The organism is Candidatus Methylomirabilota bacterium (assembly GCA_035936835.1).
Lineage (GTDB): Bacteria > Methylomirabilota > Methylomirabilia > Rokubacteriales > CSP1-6 > AR37.
This window is the reverse complement of record DASYVT010000205.1, coordinates 16,835-39,659: the sequence shown is the minus strand read 5'-3', so window position 1 is coordinate 39,659 and position 22,825 is coordinate 16,835. Positions and strand designations below refer to the sequence as shown.

General features: G+C 71.5%; 22 protein-coding genes. 4 read left to right on the top strand and 18 right to left on the bottom strand.

The window, feature by feature from the left end; all coding sequences use genetic code 11:
• Positions 1–28: 28 nt before the first annotated feature.
• The 4 genes from VGV06_18635 to VGV06_18620 are packed head-to-tail and all read right to left on the bottom strand — an operon-like array spanning position 29 to position 1,900.
• A complete protein-coding gene (locus VGV06_18635; GenBank protein ID HEV2057161.1) occupies positions 29–1,090 on the bottom strand; it encodes a hypothetical protein in 1,062 nt (353 codons plus the stop codon).
• A gap of 47 nt (positions 1,091–1,137) precedes the next feature.
• Positions 1,138–1,341: a hypothetical protein gene (locus VGV06_18630; GenBank protein HEV2057160.1), complete on the bottom strand. Its 204-nt coding sequence runs from the start codon at positions 1,339–1,341 to the stop codon at positions 1,138–1,140.
• Positions 1,342–1,380: 39 nt separating this feature from the next.
• Positions 1,381–1,668: a hypothetical protein gene (locus tag VGV06_18625; protein HEV2057159.1), complete on the bottom strand. Its 288-nt coding sequence runs from the start codon at positions 1,666–1,668 to the stop codon at positions 1,381–1,383.
• A 19-nt stretch (positions 1,669–1,687) separates the two neighbouring features.
• Positions 1,688–1,900 carry a hypothetical protein gene (locus tag VGV06_18620; protein ID HEV2057158.1) on the bottom strand — a complete coding sequence of 71 codons (213 nt, stop codon included), beginning with the start codon at positions 1,898–1,900 and terminating at the stop codon, positions 1,688–1,690.
• A gap of 77 nt (positions 1,901–1,977) precedes the next feature.
• On the opposite strand from VGV06_18620, the gene VGV06_18615 reads away from it, so the two are divergent.
• Entirely contained in the window at positions 1,978–2,925 is a 948-nt protein-coding gene (locus tag VGV06_18615; protein HEV2057157.1) for an FGGY family carbohydrate kinase, read from the top strand.
• Positions 2,926–2,958: 33 nt separating this feature from the next.
• Positions 2,959–5,343, top strand: coding sequence for a ribose 5-phosphate isomerase B (gene rpiB / locus VGV06_18610; GenBank protein ID HEV2057156.1), 2,385 nt, complete (start codon positions 2,959–2,961; stop codon positions 5,341–5,343).
• A 62-nt stretch (positions 5,344–5,405) separates the two neighbouring features.
• Here rpiB and VGV06_18605 read toward each other — a convergent pair whose 3' ends face one another.
• Entirely contained in the window at positions 5,406–5,810 is a 405-nt protein-coding gene (locus tag VGV06_18605) for a hypothetical protein (protein HEV2057155.1), read from the bottom strand.
• Between VGV06_18605 and VGV06_18600 the strand changes: the two genes are divergently transcribed.
• Positions 5,809–7,125: a tetratricopeptide repeat protein gene (locus VGV06_18600; GenBank protein HEV2057154.1), complete on the top strand. Its 1,317-nt coding sequence runs from the start codon at positions 5,809–5,811 to the stop codon at positions 7,123–7,125. The genes VGV06_18605 and VGV06_18600 overlap by 2 nt on opposite strands.
• Positions 7,122–7,775: a YdcF family protein gene (locus tag VGV06_18595; protein HEV2057153.1), complete on the top strand. Its 654-nt coding sequence runs from the start codon at positions 7,122–7,124 to the stop codon at positions 7,773–7,775. The genes VGV06_18600 and VGV06_18595 overlap by 4 nt, the downstream gene beginning before the upstream one ends.
• Before the next feature lie 13 nt (positions 7,776–7,788).
• On the opposite strand, the gene VGV06_18590 is transcribed toward VGV06_18595, so the two are convergent.
• The 13 genes from VGV06_18590 to VGV06_18530 form a co-directional block, all read right to left on the bottom strand.
• Complete coding sequence (locus VGV06_18590; GenBank protein HEV2057152.1) at positions 7,789–8,217, bottom strand: phosphomannose isomerase type II C-terminal cupin domain; 429 nt, start codon at positions 8,215–8,217, stop codon at positions 7,789–7,791.
• Positions 8,214–9,809 carry a phosphoglycerate dehydrogenase gene (gene serA / locus VGV06_18585; protein ID HEV2057151.1) on the bottom strand — a complete coding sequence of 532 codons (1,596 nt, stop codon included), beginning with the start codon at positions 9,807–9,809 and terminating at the stop codon, positions 8,214–8,216. The genes VGV06_18590 and serA overlap by 4 nt, the downstream gene beginning before the upstream one ends.
• Before the next feature lie 66 nt (positions 9,810–9,875).
• Positions 9,876–11,354 carry a hopanoid biosynthesis associated radical SAM protein HpnJ gene (gene hpnJ, locus VGV06_18580; protein ID HEV2057150.1) on the bottom strand — a complete coding sequence of 493 codons (1,479 nt, stop codon included), beginning with the start codon at positions 11,352–11,354 and terminating at the stop codon, positions 9,876–9,878.
• A 50-nt stretch (positions 11,355–11,404) separates the two neighbouring features.
• A complete protein-coding gene (locus VGV06_18575; protein ID HEV2057149.1) occupies positions 11,405–13,168 on the bottom strand; it encodes a glycosyltransferase family 39 protein in 1,764 nt (587 codons plus the stop codon).
• A complete protein-coding gene (locus VGV06_18570; protein HEV2057148.1) occupies positions 13,165–13,863 on the bottom strand; it encodes an ABC transporter ATP-binding protein in 699 nt (232 codons plus the stop codon). Before VGV06_18570 ends, VGV06_18575 begins: the two co-directional genes overlap by 4 nt.
• Positions 13,864–13,942: 79 nt before the next feature.
• Positions 13,943–15,127, bottom strand: coding sequence for an ABC transporter permease (locus VGV06_18565; protein ID HEV2057147.1), 1,185 nt, complete (start codon positions 15,125–15,127; stop codon positions 13,943–13,945).
• Complete coding sequence (locus VGV06_18560; GenBank protein ID HEV2057146.1) at positions 15,124–17,454, bottom strand: tryptophan 7-halogenase; 2,331 nt, start codon at positions 17,452–17,454, stop codon at positions 15,124–15,126. The genes VGV06_18565 and VGV06_18560 overlap by 4 nt, the downstream gene beginning before the upstream one ends.
• Positions 17,451–18,581 (bottom strand): beta-ketoacyl synthase N-terminal-like domain-containing protein, encoded by a 1,131-nt coding sequence (locus VGV06_18555; GenBank protein HEV2057145.1) that lies wholly within the window; start codon positions 18,579–18,581, stop codon positions 17,451–17,453. The genes VGV06_18560 and VGV06_18555 overlap by 4 nt, the downstream gene beginning before the upstream one ends.
• A complete protein-coding gene (locus VGV06_18550) occupies positions 18,578–19,765 on the bottom strand; it encodes a beta-ketoacyl-[acyl-carrier-protein] synthase family protein (GenBank protein HEV2057144.1) in 1,188 nt (395 codons plus the stop codon). Before VGV06_18550 ends, VGV06_18555 begins: the two co-directional genes overlap by 4 nt.
• The gene (locus VGV06_18545) at positions 19,762–20,031 is read right to left on the bottom strand and encodes an acyl carrier protein (protein ID HEV2057143.1); all 270 of its coding nucleotides are present in this window, start codon (positions 20,029–20,031) and stop codon (positions 19,762–19,764) included. Before VGV06_18545 ends, VGV06_18550 begins: the two co-directional genes overlap by 4 nt.
• Positions 20,028–20,864 carry a beta-ketoacyl synthase N-terminal-like domain-containing protein gene (locus VGV06_18540; GenBank protein HEV2057142.1) on the bottom strand — a complete coding sequence of 279 codons (837 nt, stop codon included), beginning with the start codon at positions 20,862–20,864 and terminating at the stop codon, positions 20,028–20,030. Before VGV06_18540 ends, VGV06_18545 begins: the two co-directional genes overlap by 4 nt.
• Positions 20,864–22,039 (bottom strand): beta-ketoacyl-[acyl-carrier-protein] synthase family protein, encoded by a 1,176-nt coding sequence (locus tag VGV06_18535; GenBank protein ID HEV2057141.1) that lies wholly within the window; start codon positions 22,037–22,039, stop codon positions 20,864–20,866. The genes VGV06_18540 and VGV06_18535 overlap by 1 nt, the downstream gene beginning before the upstream one ends.
• Before the next feature lies 1 nt (position 22,040).
• Positions 22,041–22,817 carry a hypothetical protein gene (locus VGV06_18530; protein HEV2057140.1) on the bottom strand — a complete coding sequence of 259 codons (777 nt, stop codon included), beginning with the start codon at positions 22,815–22,817 and terminating at the stop codon, positions 22,041–22,043.
• Positions 22,818–22,825: the final 8 nt, after the last annotated feature.

Below are 22,825 nucleotides of genomic sequence, written 5' to 3'. Positions count from 1 at the left end.
TTCTCGCGCAGCGGAGTCCCCTCGTCCCCTAAGGCCGCAGCTCGACGGCCTTGCTCACCGCGCGGCTGAAGGTGCAGTTGGGCACGACGCACGAGTGCTTGCCCGGGCCGCCGGCGACCATGACGTAGACGTCCTCTGGGGTCGGCACCATGGGCAGGAGCGCCTGCTCGTCGGTGACCTTCTGCATCCAGAGCGGCCAGTCGTGCATGCCCCACATGCCGCCGAGCTTGAGCCTGCCTAGTGGGATGCGGGCGTGCTCGAAGACGAAGCGCTGGACATCCGAACACGAGAACCCGTCGGCGGCAACGGTTGCCGCGTGCTCGGGCCCCAGCACCACGAGGAGCTGGCTCTGGGCCATGTACCAGCCGACATTGGAGCCGAGCGTGGCCGCGACGTCCGAGACGTTGTTGAGGATGCCCGCCGCCGCGGTCGAGACGTGGTCGTTGACGTTGTGGGGTGCCTCGCCGCCGAAGACCGTCACCACGCTTTGCTCGGCCGCGAACCCGAACCGCGCGTGGAGCGGAGGCCACGGCGAGACGTCCTCCCGCTCGGCGATGGCGTAGGAGAACTTGGCCGGACTGCCCTGGGTCGCCATGTCGTGGCGCCCGGGCCAGCCTCCGCCCACGTTCATCAGGATGAGCCGGATAGCGCGGCCGATGGTCGCGTTGGCGCGGAAGCCAGGACCGAAGAGGCCGGCGCCCGCGTGCATGCCGACGGCAAGCGCGACGGGGCCGCTGACGATGACGAGCGGGGCGACAGGGTGCGTGGTCGCCTGGACGCCATAGAGGTTGAAGGCGGGCTCGAGTATGGCCGCGACAGCCGCGAGAACGACCGGGAAGCAGGCGGGCTCGCAGCCGGCCATGACGGCGTTGACGGCGAGCTTTTCGACGCTTGCCTCGCGCCAGAGCGGCGGCATGAGGCCGAGCACCCGAGCCGGATCCTCCCCGCCGGCCGCGACCATCGCCCGCACCCGCTCCGGCGTGGGGGGCACGATGGGCAGCCCGTCGCACCAGTCGCGCTTGACGAATTCCGCGTAGACATCCTCCTCGGGCAACTGGAGCTCACGGAAAGCGGAACTGGCGTCGGGCAAGGTGTCCTCCTGGCGTGAGATGACGGCCTACCGGGACAGTGTACCGCTCACGCGCGGCCGAGCAGGCTCGCCAGCTGCTCCACCGCCTGCAGCGCGCGCCTACTCACGGCCTCGGGCTTCTCACCGCCCAGCGGGTGCTGGATCACGATGAGCGGCAGCCCCGTGGCTCCGAGCGCCGCCATCTCGCTCACGGCGAGGTTTTGGAACACGGTGGTCCCGATCAGCCCGGACGGCGTCCCGCGCTTGGCCACCTCCAGCGAGTCGTGGAGACTCCACGACGTGCAGGAGCCTCAGTCGCCTGAGCCGGCGAAGACGAGGTCGCAGTCCTTCGCGAGTCCCTCGATGATCTCGTCGGAGGCGGCGGTCGAGGCGTTGGCCTTCCTCCGGTGCACCACCGCCTTGACGCCGAAACGCTCCTTGAGGAGCGCGCCCATCTCCTGCACCAGCAGGTCGAAGTTGTGCTTCGTGTTGTCCACGAACCCCACGGTGAGGCCGCGAAGGTCGGCCGGCAGCGGCGGCACAGCCAGGGTCGCCTGGCGCTGCTCGCCGACCGGAGTCAAGACGGTGATCGTGGCCATCGGGGCTCCTTGTTCAAGGCTAGCGGGTGTACCGCGTGGACCGGGCGAGCAAGCGCTTGAGGGTGCCCGACATCTCCTCGAGCACGCTCCGCTTGACGCGGACCTGCACCTGCTCGACGGGCTCGGCGCTGCCGGCCCGGTGGATGACGAACGTTCCGACGAATTCGGCCGCGCGCTCGTCCGTCATGCCGAGCCCGCGCACCGTGAGCAGCTCCCACTCGGGTTCAGCCATACGCTCCTCTCGGTCGCCCGGCCGGTCGAAAACATGCCCCACGGAAGCCGGGGCGTCGAGGAGAATATACCGCACCCATGTGGATCCTCGCGCTGGATGTCGGCACGAGCTCGATCCGGGCCATCGGCTACGATGCCCTGGGACGGCCCCTGCCCGGCGCCGACGCGCGAGTCAGCTGCGAGCCCACCGCCACTCCCGACGGGGGCTCCCATCTGGATCCGGAGGAGCTCGTGGCCGCGACGGCCTCGGCCATCGACCGCTGCGTTGCCTCCCCGGCCGGCCCACCGGCGGCCGTGGGCGCCTCGGTCTTCTGCCACAGCCTGTTGGCGCTCAACGCCGAGGGCCGCCCGCTCACCGGCGTCATGACTTGGACGGACACGCGGAGCGCTGGGGCGGCCAAGGCGCTCCGGGCCCGCCTGGACGGACCGGCAGTGCACGCCCGCACCGGCGCGCCGCTGCACTCGACCTTCTTCCCGGCCAAGCTCACCTGGCTGCGCGAGGCCAAGCCCGACGTCTTCGCCCGCGCGGCCACGTGGTGCGGCTTCGCCGAATACCTGCTGCTGCGCCTCACCGGCCGCCTGCGCGCGAGCGGAGCCCTGGCTGGCGCGGCGACGCGCAGGCGGCGGTGGCTGGCATCTCGCTCGCCACAACCGCGCCGCAGATCCTCCGCGCCCTGGTCGAAGCCGTCGCATATCGCCTCGCGGCGGTCTACGACCGGCTCGCGCCGGTGGCGTCGCCGGACCACGCGGTCATCGCCTCGGGCGGCGCGTTCGGGCACTCCCGCGTCTTCGCACAGGTCCTGGCCGACGCGCTGGGGGTGCCCCTTGAGGTGCGCGAGGGCACAGAGGCTTCGAGCCGCGGCGCGGCGCTCCTGGCCCTGGGTGCGCTCGGCCGCCCGAGCGCCCTCGCCCGAGCCGTCGGGGTCTCAGGTGCGCCCCGACCCCCGCCGTCGCGACACCCACGCCGCCGCGCGAGCTCGCCAGGGTCGCCTGTACGAGAGCGTTGTGGGGCCCCGCGTATCTTGAGAGAATAGGGAGCCGTCAGGAGACCCCCGACCCATGCGAATCGCGATCGGCTGTGACGACACTGGTTTTCCGCTGAAGGAGCAGGTGGCGGCGGCGCTCGAAGCGAGCGGCCACGACCTCCTTGACCTCGGCACCTTCTCCACGGACCCGGTGGACCATCCGGACTACGCGCGCGCGGTCGGGCAGGCCGTGCTCCGCGGCTTCGTGAACGCGGGCGTGCTGATCTGCGGCAGCGGCGCCGGCGCCTCCATCGCTGCAAACAAGATCCGCGGCGTCCGGGCCTCGCTCTGTCACGACCCGTCGGCGGCGCGTCTCTCCCGCGAGGAGGACGACGCCAACGTCCTGTGCCTGGGCGCCCGCGAGGTGGACGTCGCGAGGGCGGTCGAGATCGCGTCGGCATGGCTTGCCGCCTCCTTCTCCGGCGAGGAGCGCTTTGTGCGCAAGGTCTCCAAGGTCGCGCTCCTCGAGGGCGGCCTGGCGCCCACGGAGAAAGGCACGACGCGCCAGCCGGCTCCGTCGCAGCAGGAGCGCCCGCCGGCGGCCGCAGACAAGGGCAAGCCGGCCGCTGCCCGCGCGGCGGCGCCCGACAAGCGCGACACCTGGGAAGAGGTGCCGGTCGAGGCCATAGGCCGGGCGCTCCAGGAGGCACCGGCCGATGCCCCCGGGGAGCCGGTCACGGCGGGCACGATCGAGATGGAGACGCCGGTGGCCGCGCAGGCGAAGGCGCAGGCGCGCCCCGCAGACGAGGCCTTCAAGCTGCCGGCCGTTCAGGAGACCATGGACGCCCTCGAGAGCCAGGACTTCATGGACCGTCTCTGGGTCAAGGACGCGTCCCTGTGGAAGGGCGAGACCGCGGCGATCCGCAACCGTCTCGGCTGGCTGACCTCGCCGACCATCATGCGCGGCCACGCGGACGAGATCAAAGGTTTCGCGGACGAGATCCGGAGGCTTCAGTTCACGCAGGTCGTGCTGCTGGGCATGGGGGGCTCGTCGCTCTGCGGCGACGTCTTCAACCTCATCTTCGGCTCCAAGATGGGCTACCCAGACCTCCTGATGCTCGACTCGACCGATCCCGCGGCGATCAAGCACACGCTCGACCGGCTCAACCTGACGCGCACACTCTTCATCGTCGCCACGAAGTCCGGCACCACGACCGAGACCCTGTCCCTGTACCAGTACTTCCGCGGACAGCTCGCGGCCTCCTCGGTGCCGCGCGCGGGTATCCACTTCGTCGCCATCACCGACCCCGGCGGGCCGCTCGACAAGCTCGCAACCGAGTCGGGCTTCCGCCGCACCTTCCTCAACCCGGGCTCGATCGGCGGACGCTACTCGGCCCTGTCCTTCTTCGGCCTCGTGCCCGCGGCGCTGATCGGCATCGACATCAAGGCGCTGCTCGACCGCGCCCACGCTATGGTCGAGGCGTGCGGGAACGCGGTCGGCGCCCGCGACAATGCCGCGGTCCGGCTCGGCGCCGCGCTCGCGGGGCTGGCCAAGGCCGGCCGCGACAAGGTGACGCTCGTGCTCTCGCGCAAGCTCCGCGGTCTCGGCCCCTGGATCGAGCAGCTCCTGGCGGAGTCGCTCGGCAAGGACGGCAAGGGCCTCGTGCCCGTGGACGACGAGCCGCTCGGCCCGCCCGCGGTCTACGGCGAGGACCGCGTCTTCGTGGCCGTCACGCTCGAGGGCGACCTTAGCCACGACGCCGCGCTCAACGCGCTCGAGGACGCGGGGCATCCCGTGATCCGCATCGCGCTCCGGGAGCCGCTGGAGGTCGGGGCCGAGTTCGTCCGCTGGGAGCTGGCGACGGCCGCCGCCGGCGTCGCGATGGGCGTCAACCCCTTCGACGAGCCCGACGTCACGCGCGCCAAGGAGAACACGGCGTCGCTGCTCGGGGCGTGGAAGAAGAGCAAGAAGCTGCCGGAATGGCCGGCCGACGCCGAGGAGAACGGCCTCGTGCTCATGACGAACTCAGGCAAGAAGCCGGCCGGAGTGTCGCAGGGGCTCCAGGAATTTCTGGGGCAGGCTGAGGCGGGCGACTACATCGCCATCCAGGCGTACTTGGCGCCCACGGCGGACACGTGGAGCCGACTGCAGGAGCTCCGAACGCTCCTGCGTGATCACCTCAAGCTCGCGACCACGGTGGCCTTCGGCCCGCGCTACCTGCACTCGACGGGGCAGCTGCACAAGGGCGGACGCCCCAACGGCGTGTTCATTCAGCTCACGGGCGAGGACAAGGAGGACATGGCCATCCCGGGCGCGGGCTACGGCTTCTCGACGCTCAAAGCCGCCCAGGCCCTGGGCGACCTCCAGGCCCTGCGGGACGCGGGACGCCGGGTGGTGCGCGTGCACATGACGGGGAAGCAGACGCAGGGGGTCGAGCAGCTGGTCCAGGTGCTGCAGAAGGCGATCAAGAAGAGGTGACCCGCGGCGCGCCCGCGATCGACCGCCCGCACCCGGGGCCCGGACGGCGCACTGAGCCCAGCCTACTTCGGCTGACCGTTCGAAGTGATCGCCCGGGTGGCAGACATCTCGACCCAGGTGTCGTACCAGCCCTCGTAGATCAGCACCTGCAGCGAGCTGCCGGTCTTCTCGTAGATCTGGGTGATACCCTTGTCGGAGGCAGTCGTGGCCGAGATGTTCCGCCAGCCATTGGCCTCGAGAGTCGTCCGGAAAGCCAGGGCCAGGCTTTCGATCTCGACCCGCCCCTTGTAGAACAGGCGGGCGGCCTTGACCGTCGGAGACTCGATGATCGTGGACTTGTTGAGGTCGACGGTGAGACCCTTGGGAACGGGAATGTCTTCGAACTCGCTGCGCTGGACGCGCGGCGGGTTGGACGCGCAAGCCGTCGCGGCCAGCAGGCAGAGTGACAGAGCAAGGATACGACGCATGGCTAGCACCTCCTGGCGGTCATCGTACAACCGGTGGGGGTGGTCTACCAAGTTTTGGGCCTGGACCCTGGTCACGGTCCTCTTGGCCGGGTGCGCCTCGACCAGCGTCCCCCCCATGGGCTACCAGGGCAAGCCCTTCAGCCCGGAGCCCGACGAGCGGCAGCTCTGGAGCGACGCCGAGAAGGAGGAGGAGAAGCTCGGCAAGCTCGGCAAGACCCACGACGATCCCCTCCTGGAAGACTACCTGTCCGGCGTTGCGGCCACGCTCGTGCCCGACGAGGCGCAGAAGGCGGGCGCGCCCGCCCCCCGCATTGCCGTCTTCCGCGACCCGACGCTCAATGCCTTCGCCATGCCGAACGGCAAGGTGTACATCCACACCGGGCTCCTCAGCCGTGTCGAGAACGAAGCGCAGCTGTCCATGATCCTCGGCCACGAGCTGACGCACGTGACGAACCGCCACGCGCTCATGTTCAACCGCGACGCGCAGAACAAGCAGATCTGGTTCACCGCGCTGGCCATCGCCGCCTCGCTCGGGGTCGCGGTCGCGGCCGGCACCCAGGCTGGGAAAGGCAACTACGTCTCCGCCGAGGTGCTGCGGACGACGTCGAACATCTTCCTCGGGCTCGGCCTCCAGCTCGCCTTCATCGCGTCCGTCAACGGCTTCGGGCGCGACCTCGAGCGCGAGGCGGACCGCGAGGGGATGGAGCGCATGGTCAAGGCCGGCTACGACCCGGCCGAGGCGCCGCGCGTGTTCGAGCTCCTCAAGGACGACCACGGCGACGGGAGCAAGCTCGAAAACTTCTTCTTCGGCAACCACCCGCGGCTCGACGAGCGGATCGCCAACACCCTGGATCTGCTGAAGACGAAGTACGCGGCGACGGAGACGGCCGGGGGCGTCCGGAACACGGACGAGTTCGCGATGCGCACCCGCACCATCGTGCGCGAGAACGCCGCGCTCGACATCCGCGCCGGCCGCTTCGGGCTGGCCAAGGCCCAGCTCGACCGCGTGCTGCCGCTAGCGCCCAAGGACCCGACGACCCATCTCTACTACGGCGACCTCTACCGCCTCCAGGCCCAGCGCGCCAAGAACCCCGCCGACAAGCCGGCGCTCGTCGCCCAGGCGCTCCAGGCCTACGACCGCGCGGCCGCCCTCGACCCGACCTACCCCGACCCGTTCCGACAGATGGGCTTCCTCTACTACCAGAGCAAGCAGACGGAGAAGTCCAAGGAAGCGTTCCGGAAGTACCTCGCCCTCAAGCCGGACGCGCCGGACGCCCGCAGGATCAAGGAGTACCTGGTCGAGCTGGAGCGGTGACGCCGCGCGCGCGCCGCTGGCTCGCCGTCGCCGCCCTACTAGCGGCGGCGCTGGTGGTTCTGGCCGCGGCCGCTCACCGGCCGGCGCTCCGCCTCGTCGGCCGGGCCCTCGTCGTGGAGGACGCGCTGGCGCCCGCCGACGCCGTCGTCATCATGGCGGGCGGCATCCCAATCCGTGAGGCCACCGCCGCCGGACTCTACCGCAAGGGTTGGGCGCCGCGGATCGTCCTCTCCAACGACTTCACGCCCGACCGGGTCCGCGAGCTCATCGCGCTCGGCGTGCGCCGCCTCGACTACCAGGGTGAATCCCGCCTCGTCCTCGAAAAGCATGGCGTGCCGCCCGACGCCATCGTCCTCCTCTCCATCCCGGTCAAGACCACGGAGGCAGAGCTCAGGGTCGTGGCTGAGACGGCGCGGGCTCGTCGCTGGCGGCGGGTCATCCTGGTCACGTCGCCCCAGCACTCGCGGCGAGTGAAGCTCGTGTGGACGCGAGAAGCCTCCGGAAACATCGAGGGCCTGATCGCGCTCGTGATGGAAGATGACTTCCCCAGAGACGGCTGGTGGCGGAAGCGCCGCCAGGCCGAAGCCGTCCTGCACGAGTACCTTAGCCTGGCGGCGATCTATCTCGGAGTGTCGAAGTACCTGAACTAGGCGGGATCCGACGCTAGCGCGAACGGGGCCGGGTGACACCGTCCGCGCGGCCATAGTCGTCGTGGCGGCGGACGATGTCGCGTTCATCGAGATGCGATCCGTGCTGGACCTCGATGATGACCACCGGGCGCCGGCCGGGGTTCTCGATCCGGTGCCAGGCGCCGCGGGGCACATCGACGGTGGCGGGGGGCTTGAGCCGCCGCGCCCTGCCCTCGATGACGACGCGCGGGGCGCCGGCCACGACCACCCAGTGCTCCGCGCGGAATCGGTGGCGCTGGAGGCTGATGCGGTGGCCCGGCTGGACCACCAGGCGCTTGACCTTGTAGCCCGCGCCCACCTGGAGGGTCTCGAACCCTCCCCAGGGGCGCCGCTCGAAGCCGCGCGCGGCGCGCCGCGTGCGCAATGGGGCGGCGGCCGCGCGCTTCGACGCAGCGGCCATCATCGCGCCCCCAGCCGGATGACGCGGGCGAAATCGGCCTCGACGGCCTTCGAGACTTCCTCCATGACCTCGGGCGCGACGTCCTCGTCGAGGAGCAGCACGACGATGGCGCGCCCTCGCTTCGTGCGGCGCCCGACGTGCATCGAGGCGATGTTCACGTTGTGACGGCCGAGGATGGAGCCGATTTTACCGACCATACCGGGCCGGTCCTCGTACGAGAGCACGAGGACATGCCCTTCGGGAATGAACTCGATGTGAAGGTCCCGGAGCCGCACGATCCTCGGCGCCCCGTCGAAGACAGTGCCCGCGATGATCTTCCGCCCGATTCCGGCTTGGGTGGTGACGGTGACGAGGTTCGTGTAACCCGACGGCGCCGCCTCGTCGGTCCGGATCACGACCTCGAGCCCGCGCTCCCGCGCCACGAGCCGCGCGTTCACGAGGTTGACCGTCTGGGCGGTGACGCCGTCGAGGAGGCCCTTCAGCACGGCGCGGCCGATCAGCTCCGGGTCCCGCCTGGCGACCAGCCCCGCGACGTCCACCTCGACGCGCTCGACATTGTCCTTCTCGAGCTGGAGGCAGAAGCGGCCGAGGATCTCCGCCAGCGTCACGAACGGCCGGATCTCGGCCATGCTCTCGCGGTCGCCCACCGGCACGTTGACCGCGTGCTCGAGCAGCTCGCCGTCGCGGAACGCCGCCAGCTGCCGCGCCACGTCCACGGCGACGTTGACCTGCGCCTCCTGCGTATTGGCCCCCAGGTGCGGCGTCACGATCACGCGCGGGTGCTGGACCAGGCGCTTGACGAGCGGCGAGACCGGCGGCTCTTCCGTCCAGACATCCACCGCCGCCCCGGCGACGTGCCTCGACTCGAGCGCGGCCAGGAGGTCGGGCTCGCTGACGATGCCGCCGCGCGCGCAGTTGACGATGCGGACGCCCGGCTTCATCAGCGCGATCTCGCGCGCCGCCAGCATGTTCTCCGTCTCGTCCGAGAGCGGCACGTGCACCGTGACGATGTCGGCCTGGGTCAGCAGCGTCTGGAGATCGGTCAGCCGCACGCCCAGATCCCGCGCGCGGCCCTCGGGGATGTACGGGTCGTAGACCAGAACGTCCATGTCGAAGGCGCGCAGTCGCGCGGCGACCCGCGAGCCGACCTTGCCGAGGCCGATCACGCCGGCGGTCTTCCGGAACAGCTCGGAGCCGTAGATGCCGCGATCCCACTCGAGCCGCTTGAGCGCCTCGTGGGCGGACGGGATCTTCCGCACGAGGGCCAGGAGCATGCCGACCGTGTGCTCGGCGGCCGACACCACGTTGCCATAGGGGGCATTGGCGACCACCACGCCCTGGCGGGAGCAGGCCTCGACGTCGATATTGTCCACGCCCACGCCCGCCCGCCCGAGGAAGCGCAGGCGCCGCGCGTGGCCGAGGAACTCGGCATTCACCGTGGTGGACGAGCGGGTGATGATGGCCTCGTAGCCCGCGATCTTCTCGAAGAGCTCCGCCCGCGGAATCTTGGACGAGACCTGTTCGACCTCGAACCCGCGCTCCGCGAGAAAGGCGATCCCCTCCTGCGCGATCGCGTCGATGACGAGGACTTTCATACCGATATGCTAACACACGGGTTCCGCCCGACCGCCGGAGGGCGGGCGGCGCGCGGGGCGGGGTGACTAACCGGCAGGCGCCGTCTCCCGGTGCTTGCGGAGAAAGCGCAGGAACTCGCGCCCCTCGGAGAGGCGGCGCCGCATGACCTCGCGATTGCGCAGCATCTCGGCGCCGAGCGAGATCATCTTGCGCGGGCGGAAGTAGAAGCGCCGGTACACCTCATCCACCGAGCGGTAGATCTCGGCTCGCGGGAGATGCGGGTAGCCGATGGTGCTCAGCTGCACTCCCGTGTCGTCCACCAGCTCCTCGGCTTCGATCCAGCCGTTGCGCCGCGCCTCGGCATACAGCGACGTCCCCGGATAGGGCGCGGCCAGCGAGACCTGGATGGTGGTCGGGTCGATCTCGCACGCGAACCGGATGGTCTCCTGGATGGTGTCGCGGGTCTCGCCCGGCAGGCCCAGGATGAAGGTGCCGTGGATGGCGATGCCGAGCGCCTTGCAGTCGCGGGTAAAACGCCGCGCGACGTCGAGGCGGACACCCTTCTTGATATTGTTCAGGATCTGCTGGTTGCCGGATTCGTAACCGACGAGCAGGAGCCGGAGCCCGTTGTCCTTCAACACCTTGAGCGTCGCGTACGGGACATTGGCCTTGGCGTTGACCGACCAGGTGATGCCGAGCCTGCCCAGGCGCGCGGCGATGGCCTCGGCCCTCGGCAGGTCGTCGGTGAACGTGTCATCGTCGAAGAAGAACTCCTTGACCTGCGGGAACAGTCGCTGCGCCATCGCCATCTCCTCGGCGACGTGCTCCACGCTCCGCGTCCGGTAGCGCTGGCCGCCGACCGTCTGGGGCCAGAGGCAGAAGGTGCACTTGGAGCGGCACCCGCGTCCCGTGTAGAGGGAGACATACGGGTGCTTGAGATAGCCGATGGCGTAGTGCTCGACCGTGAGGTCACGCTTGTAGACAGGCGTGACGAACGGCAGGAGATCCATGTTCTCGAGGATGGGCCGGGCGGGCGTGTGCGCGACTCGCCCGTTGACGCGGTACGAGAGGCCCTTCACATCCCGGAGCGGGCGCCCATGGGCCACCTCCTGGATGGTGAAGTCGAACTCGCTGCCCGCCACGAAATCGAGCGCCCCACCCGCCGCGAGGCAGGCCTCCGGCGCCACGGCCACCGCCGCGCCGACCATGCCGATCATCAGGCGCGGGTTCTCGGCCTTGAGCGCCTCGGCGACCGCGATGTCGCCGGGGAAGGACGGCGTGCTCGTGTGCATGACGCAGAGGTCGTACTGGCGCGCCAGCGGCCGGATATCGTCCAGCGTGAGACCGTCCGGAGGGGCGTCGACCAGTCTCGAGCCCGGGACCAGCGCCGCGGGCTGGGCGAGCCAGGTTGGATACCAGAAGGAGCGGATCTCCCGTTTCGCCTGGTAGCGCGAGCCGGCGCCACCGTCGAAACCCTCCCGCGAGGGGGGGTGGAGGAACAGGGTGCGGAGATAGTCGGCCGCCATGTCCGGCCCACCATAGCAAAACGCGGCCGGACGGACCATCTCTACCTGCGGGCCATCTCTACCTGCGGGCTACCTCCACGTTCGGGCGGCTAGCGCGTCGCCGCGGCGGTAGGCGGAACCGGGGCATAGAGCCAGCGGCCGTTCTCGGCGCGAAGCAGCCTCACGCGGTCGGAGGGCAGCGTTGAGACCCCACTCCGCCGAGGCTCGCGCGACGTCACTAACAGGATGGGGCGGCCCGACAACCACGCCGCGGCGAGCTCGTCGGCCGTCCAGAACGTACCCGCGGCATCCGGAAAGGTCGCGCCGATGCCCAGCACGCTGCGCCGAGCGTCCACGAGCACCGGGCGGCGACCCGAGTAGAACTCGAGCGCGCCCGAGTTCTCGATTGCGCCCTCGTGGGCCAGCAGCGCGCCCAGCGCCGCGAGGCGCCGCACCTCGGCCGCCATGCCGGTCACGGCGCGGGCGCCGGCGACGAGGTCGAGGGCGCGGGTCGCAGCCGGCATCACGGCCAGCATGGTCGTGGCCACGACGGCCCCAGTCCACCGCCCGGCGCGGCGCCATGCGATCACGCCAAGGGTGACCGCTCCCGCCCCAATAACCAGCGCAGTCCGGGCCACCAGCGGCTGGAGCGCGGACCAGGGCGGCAGCGGAGAAGCCTGGGCGGCGGTGGCGCCTTTGCGGGTGTTGACGTCGACAGCGGAGAAGACTGTGTCCAGGAAGCCCTTGCCGTCGCCGACGGCCACCAGGCCGAGCCCCACGGCGATGAGCGCGAAGAGCCCCGCGTGGACGAGGGCCGGCGCGCGGCCGCGCTCCCCGCGCTCGGTCCACCAGCGCGCGGCCAGCAGCGCGATGGCCGGGTACGCCGGTAGACCGTAGTGGGGCAGCTTGAAGGCCGAGAGCGTGAAGAGGCCCCAGAGCCCGATGATCCACACGGCGAGGGCAACCCAGGGCGTCTCCTCGGGATCTCGCCAGGCCCGCCTGCGGTAGAGCGACACCATCACGAGCCCGGCGGGAATGATCCACGGAAAAGCGCCGAGCGCGGCCACGGCAAGGAACTCCCCGGTGGCAAGCGGGACATCTTCATCCGGAAAATGGCGGAGCCCGACCGCGTTGAGGAGATGGTTGTCCACGACGGCGTACCAGAGAAAGCCCGGATGCCGGAGCGCGCTCCAGGCATACCAGCCGAGACCCACCAGCAGCATGAGCGCCACTCCCGCCCACGGCAGCCACCGACGGACAGGCCGCAGGCGCCCACAGGCCGCGAGCGCGGCGGCGACCGCGGCCAGTGGCGCGATGAGCCCGAGCGGGTCCTTGGCGAGCGACGCAGCGCCGAGCGCGGCGCAGCCCGCGACGGCCCAGCGCCTGGCGCGCCGCCCGTCGCCCGTCACGCCCAGCAGGAGCCCCGTCAGTCCGATCTGGATGGCGGCCGCGAAGAGCGTCTCGGGACGAACGTAGCGGCCGAAGACCGCAAAGAGCGCGCAGGACAAGAGCGCTGCGGCGGCGAGGAGCCCGGCGCCCGGGCCGAGGAGACGCGCGCCGAGGAACGCCGTCGCCGCGGCGGCGGCGGCGGCTCCCGCGACAGAGGGCAGCCGTGCGGCCCACTCGGACGGGTCCCAAACGCGGAAGTCGAGCGCGATCAGCCAGTACAGGAGCGGCGGCTTGTCGAAGTAGCGGACACCGTTAAGTCTCAAGTCGAGCAGATCGCCGGAGGCCCAGGCCTCGCGCGCGATCTCGGCATGCTGTCCCTCGCCCGGATCGTCGAAGGGCGCTCGCCCGAGGCCGGGCAGCAGAAGGGAGAGCGCCAGGAGCGCCGCAAGGGCCGCAACGGCCCATGACGCCGCCGGGCGCGTCACGCTGCGGGCGCGGCGGGCCCCGGCGCGAGGCGGCCGTCGCGGAGCCGCAGCACGCGATCGGCACCGGCCTGCGTCTCGGGACGGTGGGTGACGAGTACCACGGCCGTGCCGCGCTCCGCCGTTGAGGCGCGAAGCTCGGCCAGGATCACCCGCGCGTGCTCGTCGTCGAGATTGCCGGTCGGCTCGTCGGCCAGCACCAGCGGCGGACGATTGAGGATCGCGCGGCAGTAGGCGACGCGCTGCTGCTCCCCGCCCGAGAGCTGGGCCGGGTAGTGGTCCTTGCGGTGCGCGACGCCCATCCGCTCGAGAAGGTCCAGCGCCTCGCGCCGCGCCACGGCGCGGTCCCGGCCGACGTAGCGCGCGGCGAGCATCACGTTGTCGAGCGCGGTCAGCCCGGAGAGCAGCATGAAGGACTGGAACACATAGCCGATGGAGGCGCCGCGCACCCGCGCTTGCGCGCGGCGGCCGAGGTGGCTCACGCGCTCCTCGCCAAGCCAGACCTCGCCCGCGGACGCCGGCTCGAGCAGCCCCAGGAGATTCAGCAGGGTGGATTTGCCCGACCCCGACGAACCTGTCACCGCCACGAACTCGGCCCTCCTGACCTCGAAATCGATGTCGTGGAGCACCGGCACGGGAGCGCCGCCCGGGCCGGCGTAGGTCTTGGAGAGCCCCGTCGCCCTGAGCAAGGGGATCAATTCAGCCCTCGCATTCTACTCAGCCCTCGCCTCGCCATGCTCGTGCCTGCGGCAGCTCGGCCATGTCTCGGCTCGAACATCAACTGCCGCGCCGGATCGCTTCGGCGGGTGAGAGCCGCGCGATCCGGAGCGTCGCGTAGCCGGCCGCCAGCGCCCCCAGCGCGAGCGAGAAGCCGATGGCGAACGCGAGCAGCCGAGGCGAGAAGAGGAAGAGCTGCTGCCCGTCGCGGAGCACGCGCGCGTCCACCGCGGTGCCGATGCTCCACGCCAGCAGCACGCCGGCCGCCCCGCCCCAGAGGCTCACGCGGATTCCCTCGCCCAGCACCTCGCCGAGAAGATCGAGATCCGTGGCGCCCAGCGCGCGCTTGATGCCGAAGTCTCGAATGCGCTCGAAGACGGCCGCCGTCACCGTGTTGGCGAGCGACAGGCCTCCGATGAGAAGCCCAAGGGCACCGATCCCGAGCAGGAGCGCGGAGAAGAAAGCGGTCGACTGTCGCAGGAGGCGGCTCAACTCGCCGGGAATCGTGACGTTGAGGCCGGCCACCGTCGCCTGGATGCGGCGGGCCAGAGCGTCCGGGTCTAGGCCGTCGCTCCAGCCGACGGCCGCACCGGTGTTGAGGTCTCCGCGGCGCAGGGAGCCTCCGCCGAAGACCTGGACGAGGAGCGGGTCCCGCCGGAGCCACAGCTCGCGAGCGTCCTCGATGGGGACGAGCGCGAAGCGGTCGGGGGCCGTGAAGGTCTTCTCGAGGATGCCGACGACGGCGAAGTCCTGGCCGCCGAGCGTCACGGAGGCGCCGGCGCTGAGGTGCCGCGAGGCGGCGAAGTCCGCGCCCAGCACCGTGGCCCGCCGATCGGCCGGGCGGAGCGGCCGCCCCGCGGCGACCGGCAGCTCGCGGTAGTGGCGGTTGGGGATGGGCACGCTCACGTCCATGCCCATGATCAGCTCCTGGGTCAGCGTGAGAAAGTGCGACGTGCTGGTATTGAGCGGCAGCATCACCTGCGCCTGGACGCCGGAGACTCCGGGCACGGCGGCGATCTCGCGGATCTTGGCCGCGGTGAGGAGCCCGCCGGCGGTGAAGCCCGTACCCATGCCCATCCCCTCGCCCGCGACGGAGATCTGGCCCAGCACGAAGCGGTCGCCGCCCTCGATGAAGCGCGTGATGCGCTCGGCCATGGCGCCCAGCGACACCAGCCCCGCCACCCCAACGGCGATGCCGACGACCGTAAAGGAGTAGCCCCGGGGCAAAAGCTCCGGAAGCCTCACCAGCCGAGCCTCGACTCCACGGGCCGGCCGCGCCAGCGACGCAGCCAGCGGTTGACGCGCACGATCGCGAAGAAGACGGTGAGCGAGCCCCGCATGCGAAGCCGCATGCGCAGAAAGGCACCGCCCGCCAGGACGCCCAGGACGCTGTCGAGGATCCCCAGCCGGTCTCGCGGCTGGAGAAAGACCTCGAGGAAGGCGGGCTCGTAGTAGCGACGGATGAAGCGGACGAACGGGCTCAGGCCGCGATGGACGCGCCGCAGGTACGAGTTGAAGCGCCGCGCCTCGAAGCGGTCCTCGGCGAAGGCGGCGAGGATCTCTGCGGCCGCCATCTCGCCCGTCTGCATGGCGATGTAGACGCCCGAGGAGAAAATGGGATCCACGAAGGCCAGCGTGTCCCCGACGCAGAGGAAGCGGTCGCCTGCCACCGGGTGCGTCCGGTAGGAGAAGTTCGCCGCACTCCGCACGGGTGTGACGCGGCGGGCCTCGCGGAGACCCTCCGCGACCCGGCGGCAGCGAAAGATCATCTCCTCGTACAGCGCTTCGAGCGAGCCCTCCCGCCCCCGCGCCGTCTTCGCGTGGAGGACGCAGCCGATGCTCGTCAGGCCTCCCGCGAACGGGATCCACCAGAACCAGCCGTCCTCGAAGATGTAGAGGCGGATCAACCCCTCGTCGCGCCCGTGCCAGCGCGGCGCGCCCTCGTAGTGGGCGAAGAGGGCGACCTTGCCGAGGCCCGGGATGGGAGCGCGCCGACCCACGCGGCGCGAGGCGAGGAAGCCGTCCCGGCCGCTGGCGTCCACGACGAAGCGCGCGCGAAGCGTCCGCGACTCGCCGCCCTCGCGGATCCCGACGGTCGCGCCGTCCGCGTCGAATTCGACCCGCTCCACCGTAGCCGGCTGGAGCACGCTCGCGCCCGGCTCCTTGGCGGCGTGCTCGAAGAGGATCTGGTCGAACTCCGCCCGAGGGACCTCGTAGCTGTAGTTCGGCCACGGCTGGCCCTCGCGGAAGTAAAAGCGGTACTCGAGATCGGACTCCTGGTCGTGGAAGGCCGCCCCGTACTTGACGAGGAAGCCGTGGCGCTCGATCCGCTCGCGGACGCCGAGCCGGTCGAGCAGCGGCATCATGGCCGGCAGGAGCGATTCGCCGACGTGAAAGCGCGGGAAGGCCTCGCGCTCCGCGATCGCCACGCGCAGGCCCCCGCGGGCGAGGAAGGTCGCGGCTGTCGAACCGGCCGGCCCGCCGCCCACGACGAGGACATCATAGTCCGCCGGCGGTGACTCAGGCCATGCGGCGCTCGGCAGGAATGCGGCCAGCCGTTCCTGTGAGAATATCCGCCGCACGAGGGGCGAAACGAGGTCAAGGCCCGAGCGCCGTCTGAGCCTGAGCGCCCCCTGCGTCGCCGCTGCCGCCGCCAGCACGGGCAGCGCCGCGGTTGCCAGGGCCGCGCGGCGCATGACGCGAGCCCGCGGGTCCCACCACCAACCCCGCCAGCTTTGGGCGATGCGGTCGAGGATGAAAGCACCCATCGCCATCGCATAGGCCCCGTAGTTGTAGCGGTACGGCGTCGCGAAGCGGTGCATCTCGAGGTGACGCTGCTTGAAGCGCGCGGGGGTGAACGGCCTCAGGAGCACCGCCGCGACGAGCCCCGCATCCCGCACCCAGCGTCGGATGCCGCAGGCTATGAGATACGTCGCCACGGCGGTGCCGTCGCGGAGCGGCCGGAAGTGGCTCGGCCGTCCCGCCCCGAGCCCCGGCGTCACCGGGACCTCGCGGATGGCGAAGCCCGCCGCGGCGGCCCGCAAGAGCATCTCGCTCTCGAGCACAAAGCCGCCGCGCCGCGGCGTCACCGCCTCGAGCAGCTTCCGCTGGTACACGCGGAACCCTGACTGCGTGTCGGCGACGGCCTGCCCGGTCAGCCAGTTGATGAAGAAACCGCTGATGCGCTGCGCGTTCAGGCGGGCGGGCTCCATGGAGGCGCCGCCATCGGCGAGCCGGCTGCCGATGACGAGCGTTCCCGGCAGGGCGGCGGACGCCGCGAGCAGCTGCGGAATGTCATCGGGATCGTGCTGCCCGTCTCCGTCGAGTGTCAGCACGCGCTCGGCGCCGCGGGAGAGCGCCTCGGCGAAGCCCGCGCGCAGCGCCCCGCCTTTGCCGCGGCGGCTGGCGAGGCGGAGCACGGCGGCGCCGGCGGCCGCGGCGGCATCGGCGCTGCCGTCCGACGAGCCGTCGTCCACCACAAGAACGGGGCCATGACGCGCCGCGCGCGCCACGAGAGCGCCGATCGTCGGGGCCTCGTTGAAGACCGGGATGACGGCGACGTGGTCGCTCATGCCGCTTGCCCGATGACGAGGGCCGTGCGGCAGCCGCCGCGGGCGATCCCGTGCACCAGCGCGGGCGCGCGACCCGCCCGCGCGTCGAGCGCTGCAGCGGCGACACGGAGGACGCCGAGACCCCCATGCTGACCGAAGAGCGGCGCCAGCGACTCCGGATCCCGCACGCCGTCGGCCGCGAGCAGCCGCTGCTCCCAATCATCGAGCGCCGGGTCGCCGTTGCCCGAGCCGTAGCAGCGCGCCAGAGACCCGGCCTCGACGCCCGCCTGGCCGAGCGCCCGACGCGCGATGGCGCGCTTGTCGCGCCGGCCGGCAGGGGCCGTGTGCGGAGCCACCGGGATGGCGCCCCAGGCGGCACCGAGGACCTCGGCATGGATGGCGGCGCCGCGGGCCCGCGCCGCCTCCCTCTCCTCGAGGACCAGGAAGGTGGCGCCCTCGCCCAGCACGGGCCCGTTGTGATCGGGCGCGTAGGGGCGGCAGCCTTCGGGAGCGTCGCCGCCCATCGGGGAGAGCGCGCCCAGTCGGGCCAGGCTCAGGTAGACGTTGCTGAAAAGCTCGTCCACGCCGCCGGCGACCACGGCCTCCGCCCGCCCGGCGGCGATGAGCGCGGCCGCCCGCGCCACGGCCAGGTCGCCGGCCACCGTCGCCTGGTTGAGCGTCACGGAGGACGCCTTGGCGTCGATGGCGATGGCCACCACGGCGGCCATGCTGTTCATCACCGTGCTCGGGAACACCATCGGCGAGAGCCCCGCCGGCCCGCGGCGGAGGAAGCCGTCGAAGAACTCCGCGCCTGAGCGGAAGTCGCCGAATTCGCTGCCGACGACGAGCCCGAGCCTCGCGCCGCCTTCGAGCCCGGCCTCGTCGACCGCCAGGCGGCAGGCGGCCAGGGTCATGCGGCAGATCCGCGAGAGCCTGCGGACGCTGTCGGGATCGAGCAGCGCCATGAAGCGCGCCTCGTCGACCTCCGCCGCCAGGCGGCTGGTGCACCCGTCGACGTCGAAGGCTTGGAGCGGCGCGATGGTGCACGGCCGCCGCTCGAGCGCCTCGGCCACAACCGCCGTGCCGCCGGCTCCGGCCGCGCTGACCGAGCCCATCCCCGTGATCACGACCCGGCGCCCGGACATCATCGGCCGAAGATCAGGCTCACGTTGTGGCCGCCGAAGCCGAAGGAGTTGGACAGCGCGGCGCGCACCTCGGCGGGGCGCGCCGTCTGAGCGACGCAGTCGAAGGGCACGTCCGGGTCCGGATCGATCAGGTTGGCGGTCGGCGGAATCAGCCCGTGCTGCAGCGCGAGGAGGGTCGCCACCGCCTCCACGCTGCCCGCCGCCGCCATGGTGTGGCCGACGAGCGACTTGGTCGAGCTCACCAGCACGCGGCCCTCCCCGAAGACGCGCGTCATGGCCAGGGCCTCGACACGGTCGTTCTGCGGCGTCCCCGTGCCGTGCGCGTTGACGTAGCCGATGTCGCCCGGCTCGCGCCCTGCCGCGGCGAGGGCCTCACGCATGGCTCGGATCATCCCCTCGCCCTCCGGGTGCGGCGCCGTGACGTGGTGGGCGTCCGTCGTGACGCCGGCGCCCAGCAGCTCGCCGAACGTGCGCCCGCCGCGCCGGCGGCAGTGCTCGGAGTCTTCGAGCACGACAAACGCGGCCGCTTCGCCGATGGACATGCCGCGCCGCCCGCGGTCGAAGGGCCGGCACGGCTCGGGGTCGAGCAGCTTGAGCGCATTGAAGCCCATGAAGCAGATGCGCGTGATGGCATCCACGCCCCCCGCGAGCGCCAGCGGGGTCGCGCCGGAGCGGATGAGGTCGGCGCCGAAGGCTATGGAGGCCGCGCCGGAGGCGCAGGCCATGATCACGGTCTCCCTGGGCCCGCCGAGCCCCAGCCGCCAGCCGAGCATCTCCGCGTGGCTCGCCGGCAGGATGGAGCGGAGCGCCCTGATCCTTGGCGAGGGCCGCAGGCGAAGCGCCTCTTCACAGTACCAACCCTCGCCCTCGAGCATCCCGCCGCCCACGGCCCCGACGAAAAGCGCCATGTCCGTCCGGTCGCGCGTCGCGAGGTCGGCGTCGGCCAGCGCCTCGCGGGCCGCGGCGAGGGCCAGGCGGTCTGCGCGGGAGCGTCGACGAGAAGCGCCGAGGGCACCGACGACCTCGGCGGGCACCTCCGCCGCGATGCGCGACCGGAAGCCCGCCGTGTCGATGACGGTCAGCGGCCGGATGGCGCACTCGCCCGAGGCCAGGCCGGCCCAGAACGTCTTGACGCCGGCGCCGTAGGGGCTGACGACGCCCAGGCCGCTGACGACGACACGCGTCATTTCACCTTCGAGAGGATGAAGCGGGAGAGGGTCTCGAGGGAGAGAAAATCGTCGGCCAGATTTTCGGCCTCGTCGATGACGATGCCGAAGCGCTCTTCCATGGCGACGGAGAGCTCGATGAAGTCCAGCGAGTCGAGGCCGAGCGAGCCCTCGACGCCCTTGGGCAGTGTGGTCTCGAGCGTCATCTCGGCCGCGCGGCGCGGATCGAACTTCAGACGCTCGACGATCAGCGTTTTGAGCTCGTCCAGGATCTCCTTCTGCATCATGCGATCCGCCTCCGCCGGGGCCGCTCCGCCCCGCGCATCCGGTATGGACTCTGGCTCCACGCGAGCCGCACCGTCTCGCCTCTCCATGCGCCCTGTACGCGCAGCGGTCCCGTGGCGCCGCCGTCGCGCGCGAGGGCCAGGGCCGCCACGGGCTCGCAGGCCAGCATCTCTCCGAGGCGCTGCCGCGCGCCTCCCGTCTCCCGCCGCCCGCCACGCTTCTGCTCAAAGCTGAGCGTTCCCTCGCCCGGCTCGAGCCAGAGGCAGCCGGCCGCCTCCACCAGCGGACGCGCGAGGCGCCCCCGCGCTCGCGCGAAGAGATCCGCACACTCCTCGAAGATCTCGACAGCCAGGACAAGCGCGCGGTCGCAGGCTCCCGATTCCAGGAGCGCCGCCCCGCGCGCGACGGCCCGCATCGTCGCCGTGGGCCCGCCGATCAGGATCTCGTACGGGCCGGTGAGCCCGAACTCAATGGCGACCTCGGCCGGCACCGCGGCGGCCGCCGTGTAGGGGAAGTACATGCCGCCGATCCGCGCCTCGATGAACTGGCGGTTGGAGGCCGCGTACGCGGCAGCGGTGGCGAAGAGAAACGCGGTCCGCTCTCCCGCGATGGCCTCGGCCCCTACCCCGGCATCTTCCAGCATGGCGCCCACGGCCGCAACCCCCAGCAGACATTCGCGCCGCGAGCGGCGGAAGCGCTCGTGGGTGAAGGCGGGCGGCTCGAGCTTCAGGACGGCGCGTCCCGCGGCGGCCGCTGCGGCATCCGCTGGCACGGCCGCCGCGCCAGGTCCCCAGCCCGACAGGAGCCCCACGGCCCGGATCGCCGGAGCGCGCATCAGGCGCTCTCGATCACGAGGGCCGCGTTGCAGCCGCCGAAGCCGAGCGACGTGGACAAGCTCACGCGCGGCCGTACGGCGCGCGGCGAGCCCTGGACGCAGTCGAGGTCGCAGGCCGGGTCGCGTTCCTCGAGGCCGAGCGTGGCCGGCACCTGGCCGTAGCGCCCGGCGAGGAGGCAGACGATGGCTTCGAGCGCGGCCGCGGCGCCCATGGTGTGGCCGAGCGCGCCCTTGATCGAATTGACGGGCACAGTACCTCCGCGAGGGCCGAGCACGCGCCGGAGCGCGGCCGCCTCGATGGGGTCGTTCAGCGGCGTCGCCGTGCCGTGGGCGCTGACGAAGTCGATAGCGTCAGGGCCGACCCCGGCGTCCGCCAGCGCCCTACGCATGGCGCGCTCGATGCCGCGGCCCTCCGGGTCGGGCGCCGCGATGTGGGCGGCGTCGCTGGCGCTGCCGTAGCCGAGGAGCGTGCCGAGCCGCCGGGCGCCGGCCTCCCGCTCCCGCCGAAGCAGGAGCAGCCCCGCGGCCTCGCCCAGGAGGAGCCCGCTCCGGCGCCGGTCGAAGGGCCGCACGCGCTCGCGCGTGAGCGAGCGGAGGCCGTCGAAACCGCGCATGACGAAGCGGCAGAGGATGTCGTAGCCGCCGGCGACGACGGCGTCGGCCTCGCCGCGGCGGAGCATGTCGGCCCCGACTCCGAGCGCGGTGGCGCCCGAGGCGCAGGCCGTCGAGACCGTGACAGCGGGACCACGGGCGCCCAACCAGCGCGCGAGCCGGTGGGCCGGCGCGTCATAGAGCGCGGCGCGGAGACGCCTCGCCCCACCGCCGCACAGGGCGCGCTCGCCCTCTTCCACCCCGCCGAGCGCCGTGCCCACGACGACCGCGAGGCGCTCGGGTTCGACGTCCAGCGGCCGCTCGCCGGCTTGGACGCAGAGGTCGTCGGCGGCCGAGACGAGCAGCCGTGTCGCGCGGCAGTCGGGGACGCGCCGCCAGTCCACCGCGCGCGTGAGCTTCTTGATCTCGCCGCCGCGCCCCACGCGCAGATCCCCCACCGGAAAACGCTCCACGGCCGAGGTACCGTCGGCGCCCGTGAGCAGCCCCGACCAGAAGGTGTCGAGGTCCTGTCCGATGGGCGTGACCACACCGGCGGCCACGATGGCAATGCGCTCGGCTGGCATATTAAAGGAAGGGGGAGTAGTACATGCGGAAGGCACGTATCGCGCCGGGCTCGGTGTCGTAGACGCCGGAGGCGAAGAAGCTGCGCTCGGCCCGATCGAAGGCGACCCGGCCCGGCTCTTCGGGCTCGTTTGGGTCGTAGACGATGAACTCGATGAACCGGCCCTCGTAGATCCGGTAGTCGTAGGCGATGACGGTGTGGTTCAGCTCGACCTTGGGCAGGTTGGTCACGAGAAGCTGTACCATGCGCCCCGCGTCGAGCTCGGCCAGGGTTTCCCGCGCCACGCGCTCCTGCTGCCCGCCCGTTACGGGGAAGACCACGCGCCAGTTGGTCCAGTGGATGAAGGTCCAGACGAACCCGCCAAGCCCGGCTTTCACGGCCGCCTCGTGCGCCGCGGAGAGCTCGTGGAGAGACGCATAACCGGGAATCACGACCCGTTCCGCGGGAGGGAGCGGATCCTCCCACGGCGCCCGCGCCACGACCTCGCTTACGAGGCGGGTGTAGACGGGAAGCTCGACACGCGGCAGCTCCGGGGCGAAGCGCGCGAAGCGATGGAACTGTGTCACGGCGCGCGCCATGACAAAACAGTAGTTGGCGTACATGTCGGTCTTGCCCGGATTCTTCCAGCGGATGTCGTTGCGGAAGGCGAACGTATCCACGCCGAACCGGAGGGCGGCGCCCGACGTGGGCCGCGGCGCGCTCCGTTCGATCGGGGGCGCGGTCGCGCATCCGTCGAAAACCAGCATAAGGCAGAGCAATCGCGCAACACGGCGCATCATCGTTAGAC

Coding starts and splice junctions, on each gene's coding strand:
- hpnJ (HEV2057150.1), bottom strand. CDS start 11,354: ATGGTCCGTCCGGCCGCGTTTTGCTATGGTGGGCCGGACATGGCGGCC.
- serA (HEV2057151.1), bottom strand. CDS start 9,809: ATGAAAGTCCTCGTCATCGACGCGATCGCGCAGGAGGGGATCGCCTTT.
- VGV06_18615 (HEV2057157.1), top strand. CDS start 1,978: ATGTGGATCCTCGCGCTGGATGTCGGCACGAGCTCGATCCGGGCCATC.
- VGV06_18560 (HEV2057146.1), bottom strand. CDS start 17,454: ATGAGCGACCACGTCGCCGTCATCCCGGTCTTCAACGAGGCCCCGACG.
- VGV06_18590 (HEV2057152.1), bottom strand. CDS start 8,217: ATGATGGCCGCTGCGTCGAAGCGCGCGGCCGCCGCCCCATTGCGCACG.
- VGV06_18545 (HEV2057143.1), bottom strand. CDS start 20,031: ATGATGCAGAAGGAGATCCTGGACGAGCTCAAAACGCTGATCGTCGAG.
- VGV06_18605 (HEV2057155.1), bottom strand. CDS start 5,810: ATGCGTCGTATCCTTGCTCTGTCACTCTGCCTGCTGGCCGCGACGGCT.
- VGV06_18535 (HEV2057141.1), bottom strand. CDS start 22,039: ATGCCAGCCGAGCGCATTGCCATCGTGGCCGCCGGTGTGGTCACGCCC.
- VGV06_18620 (HEV2057158.1), bottom strand. CDS start 1,900: ATGGCTGAACCCGAGTGGGAGCTGCTCACGGTGCGCGGGCTCGGCATG.
- VGV06_18550 (HEV2057144.1), bottom strand. CDS start 19,765: ATGACGCGTGTCGTCGTCAGCGGCCTGGGCGTCGTCAGCCCCTACGGC.
- VGV06_18625 (HEV2057159.1), bottom strand. CDS start 1,668: ATGGCCACGATCACCGTCTTGACTCCGGTCGGCGAGCAGCGCCAGGCG.
- VGV06_18540 (HEV2057142.1), bottom strand. CDS start 20,864: ATGCGCGCTCCGGCGATCCGGGCCGTGGGGCTCCTGTCGGGCTGGGGA.
- VGV06_18555 (HEV2057145.1), bottom strand. CDS start 18,581: ATGATGTCCGGGCGCCGGGTCGTGATCACGGGGATGGGCTCGGTCAGC.
- rpiB (HEV2057156.1), top strand. CDS start 2,959: ATGCGAATCGCGATCGGCTGTGACGACACTGGTTTTCCGCTGAAGGAG.
- VGV06_18530 (HEV2057140.1), bottom strand. CDS start 22,817: ATGATGCGCCGTGTTGCGCGATTGCTCTGCCTTATGCTGGTTTTCGAC.
- VGV06_18600 (HEV2057154.1), top strand. CDS start 5,809: ATGGCTAGCACCTCCTGGCGGTCATCGTACAACCGGTGGGGGTGGTCT.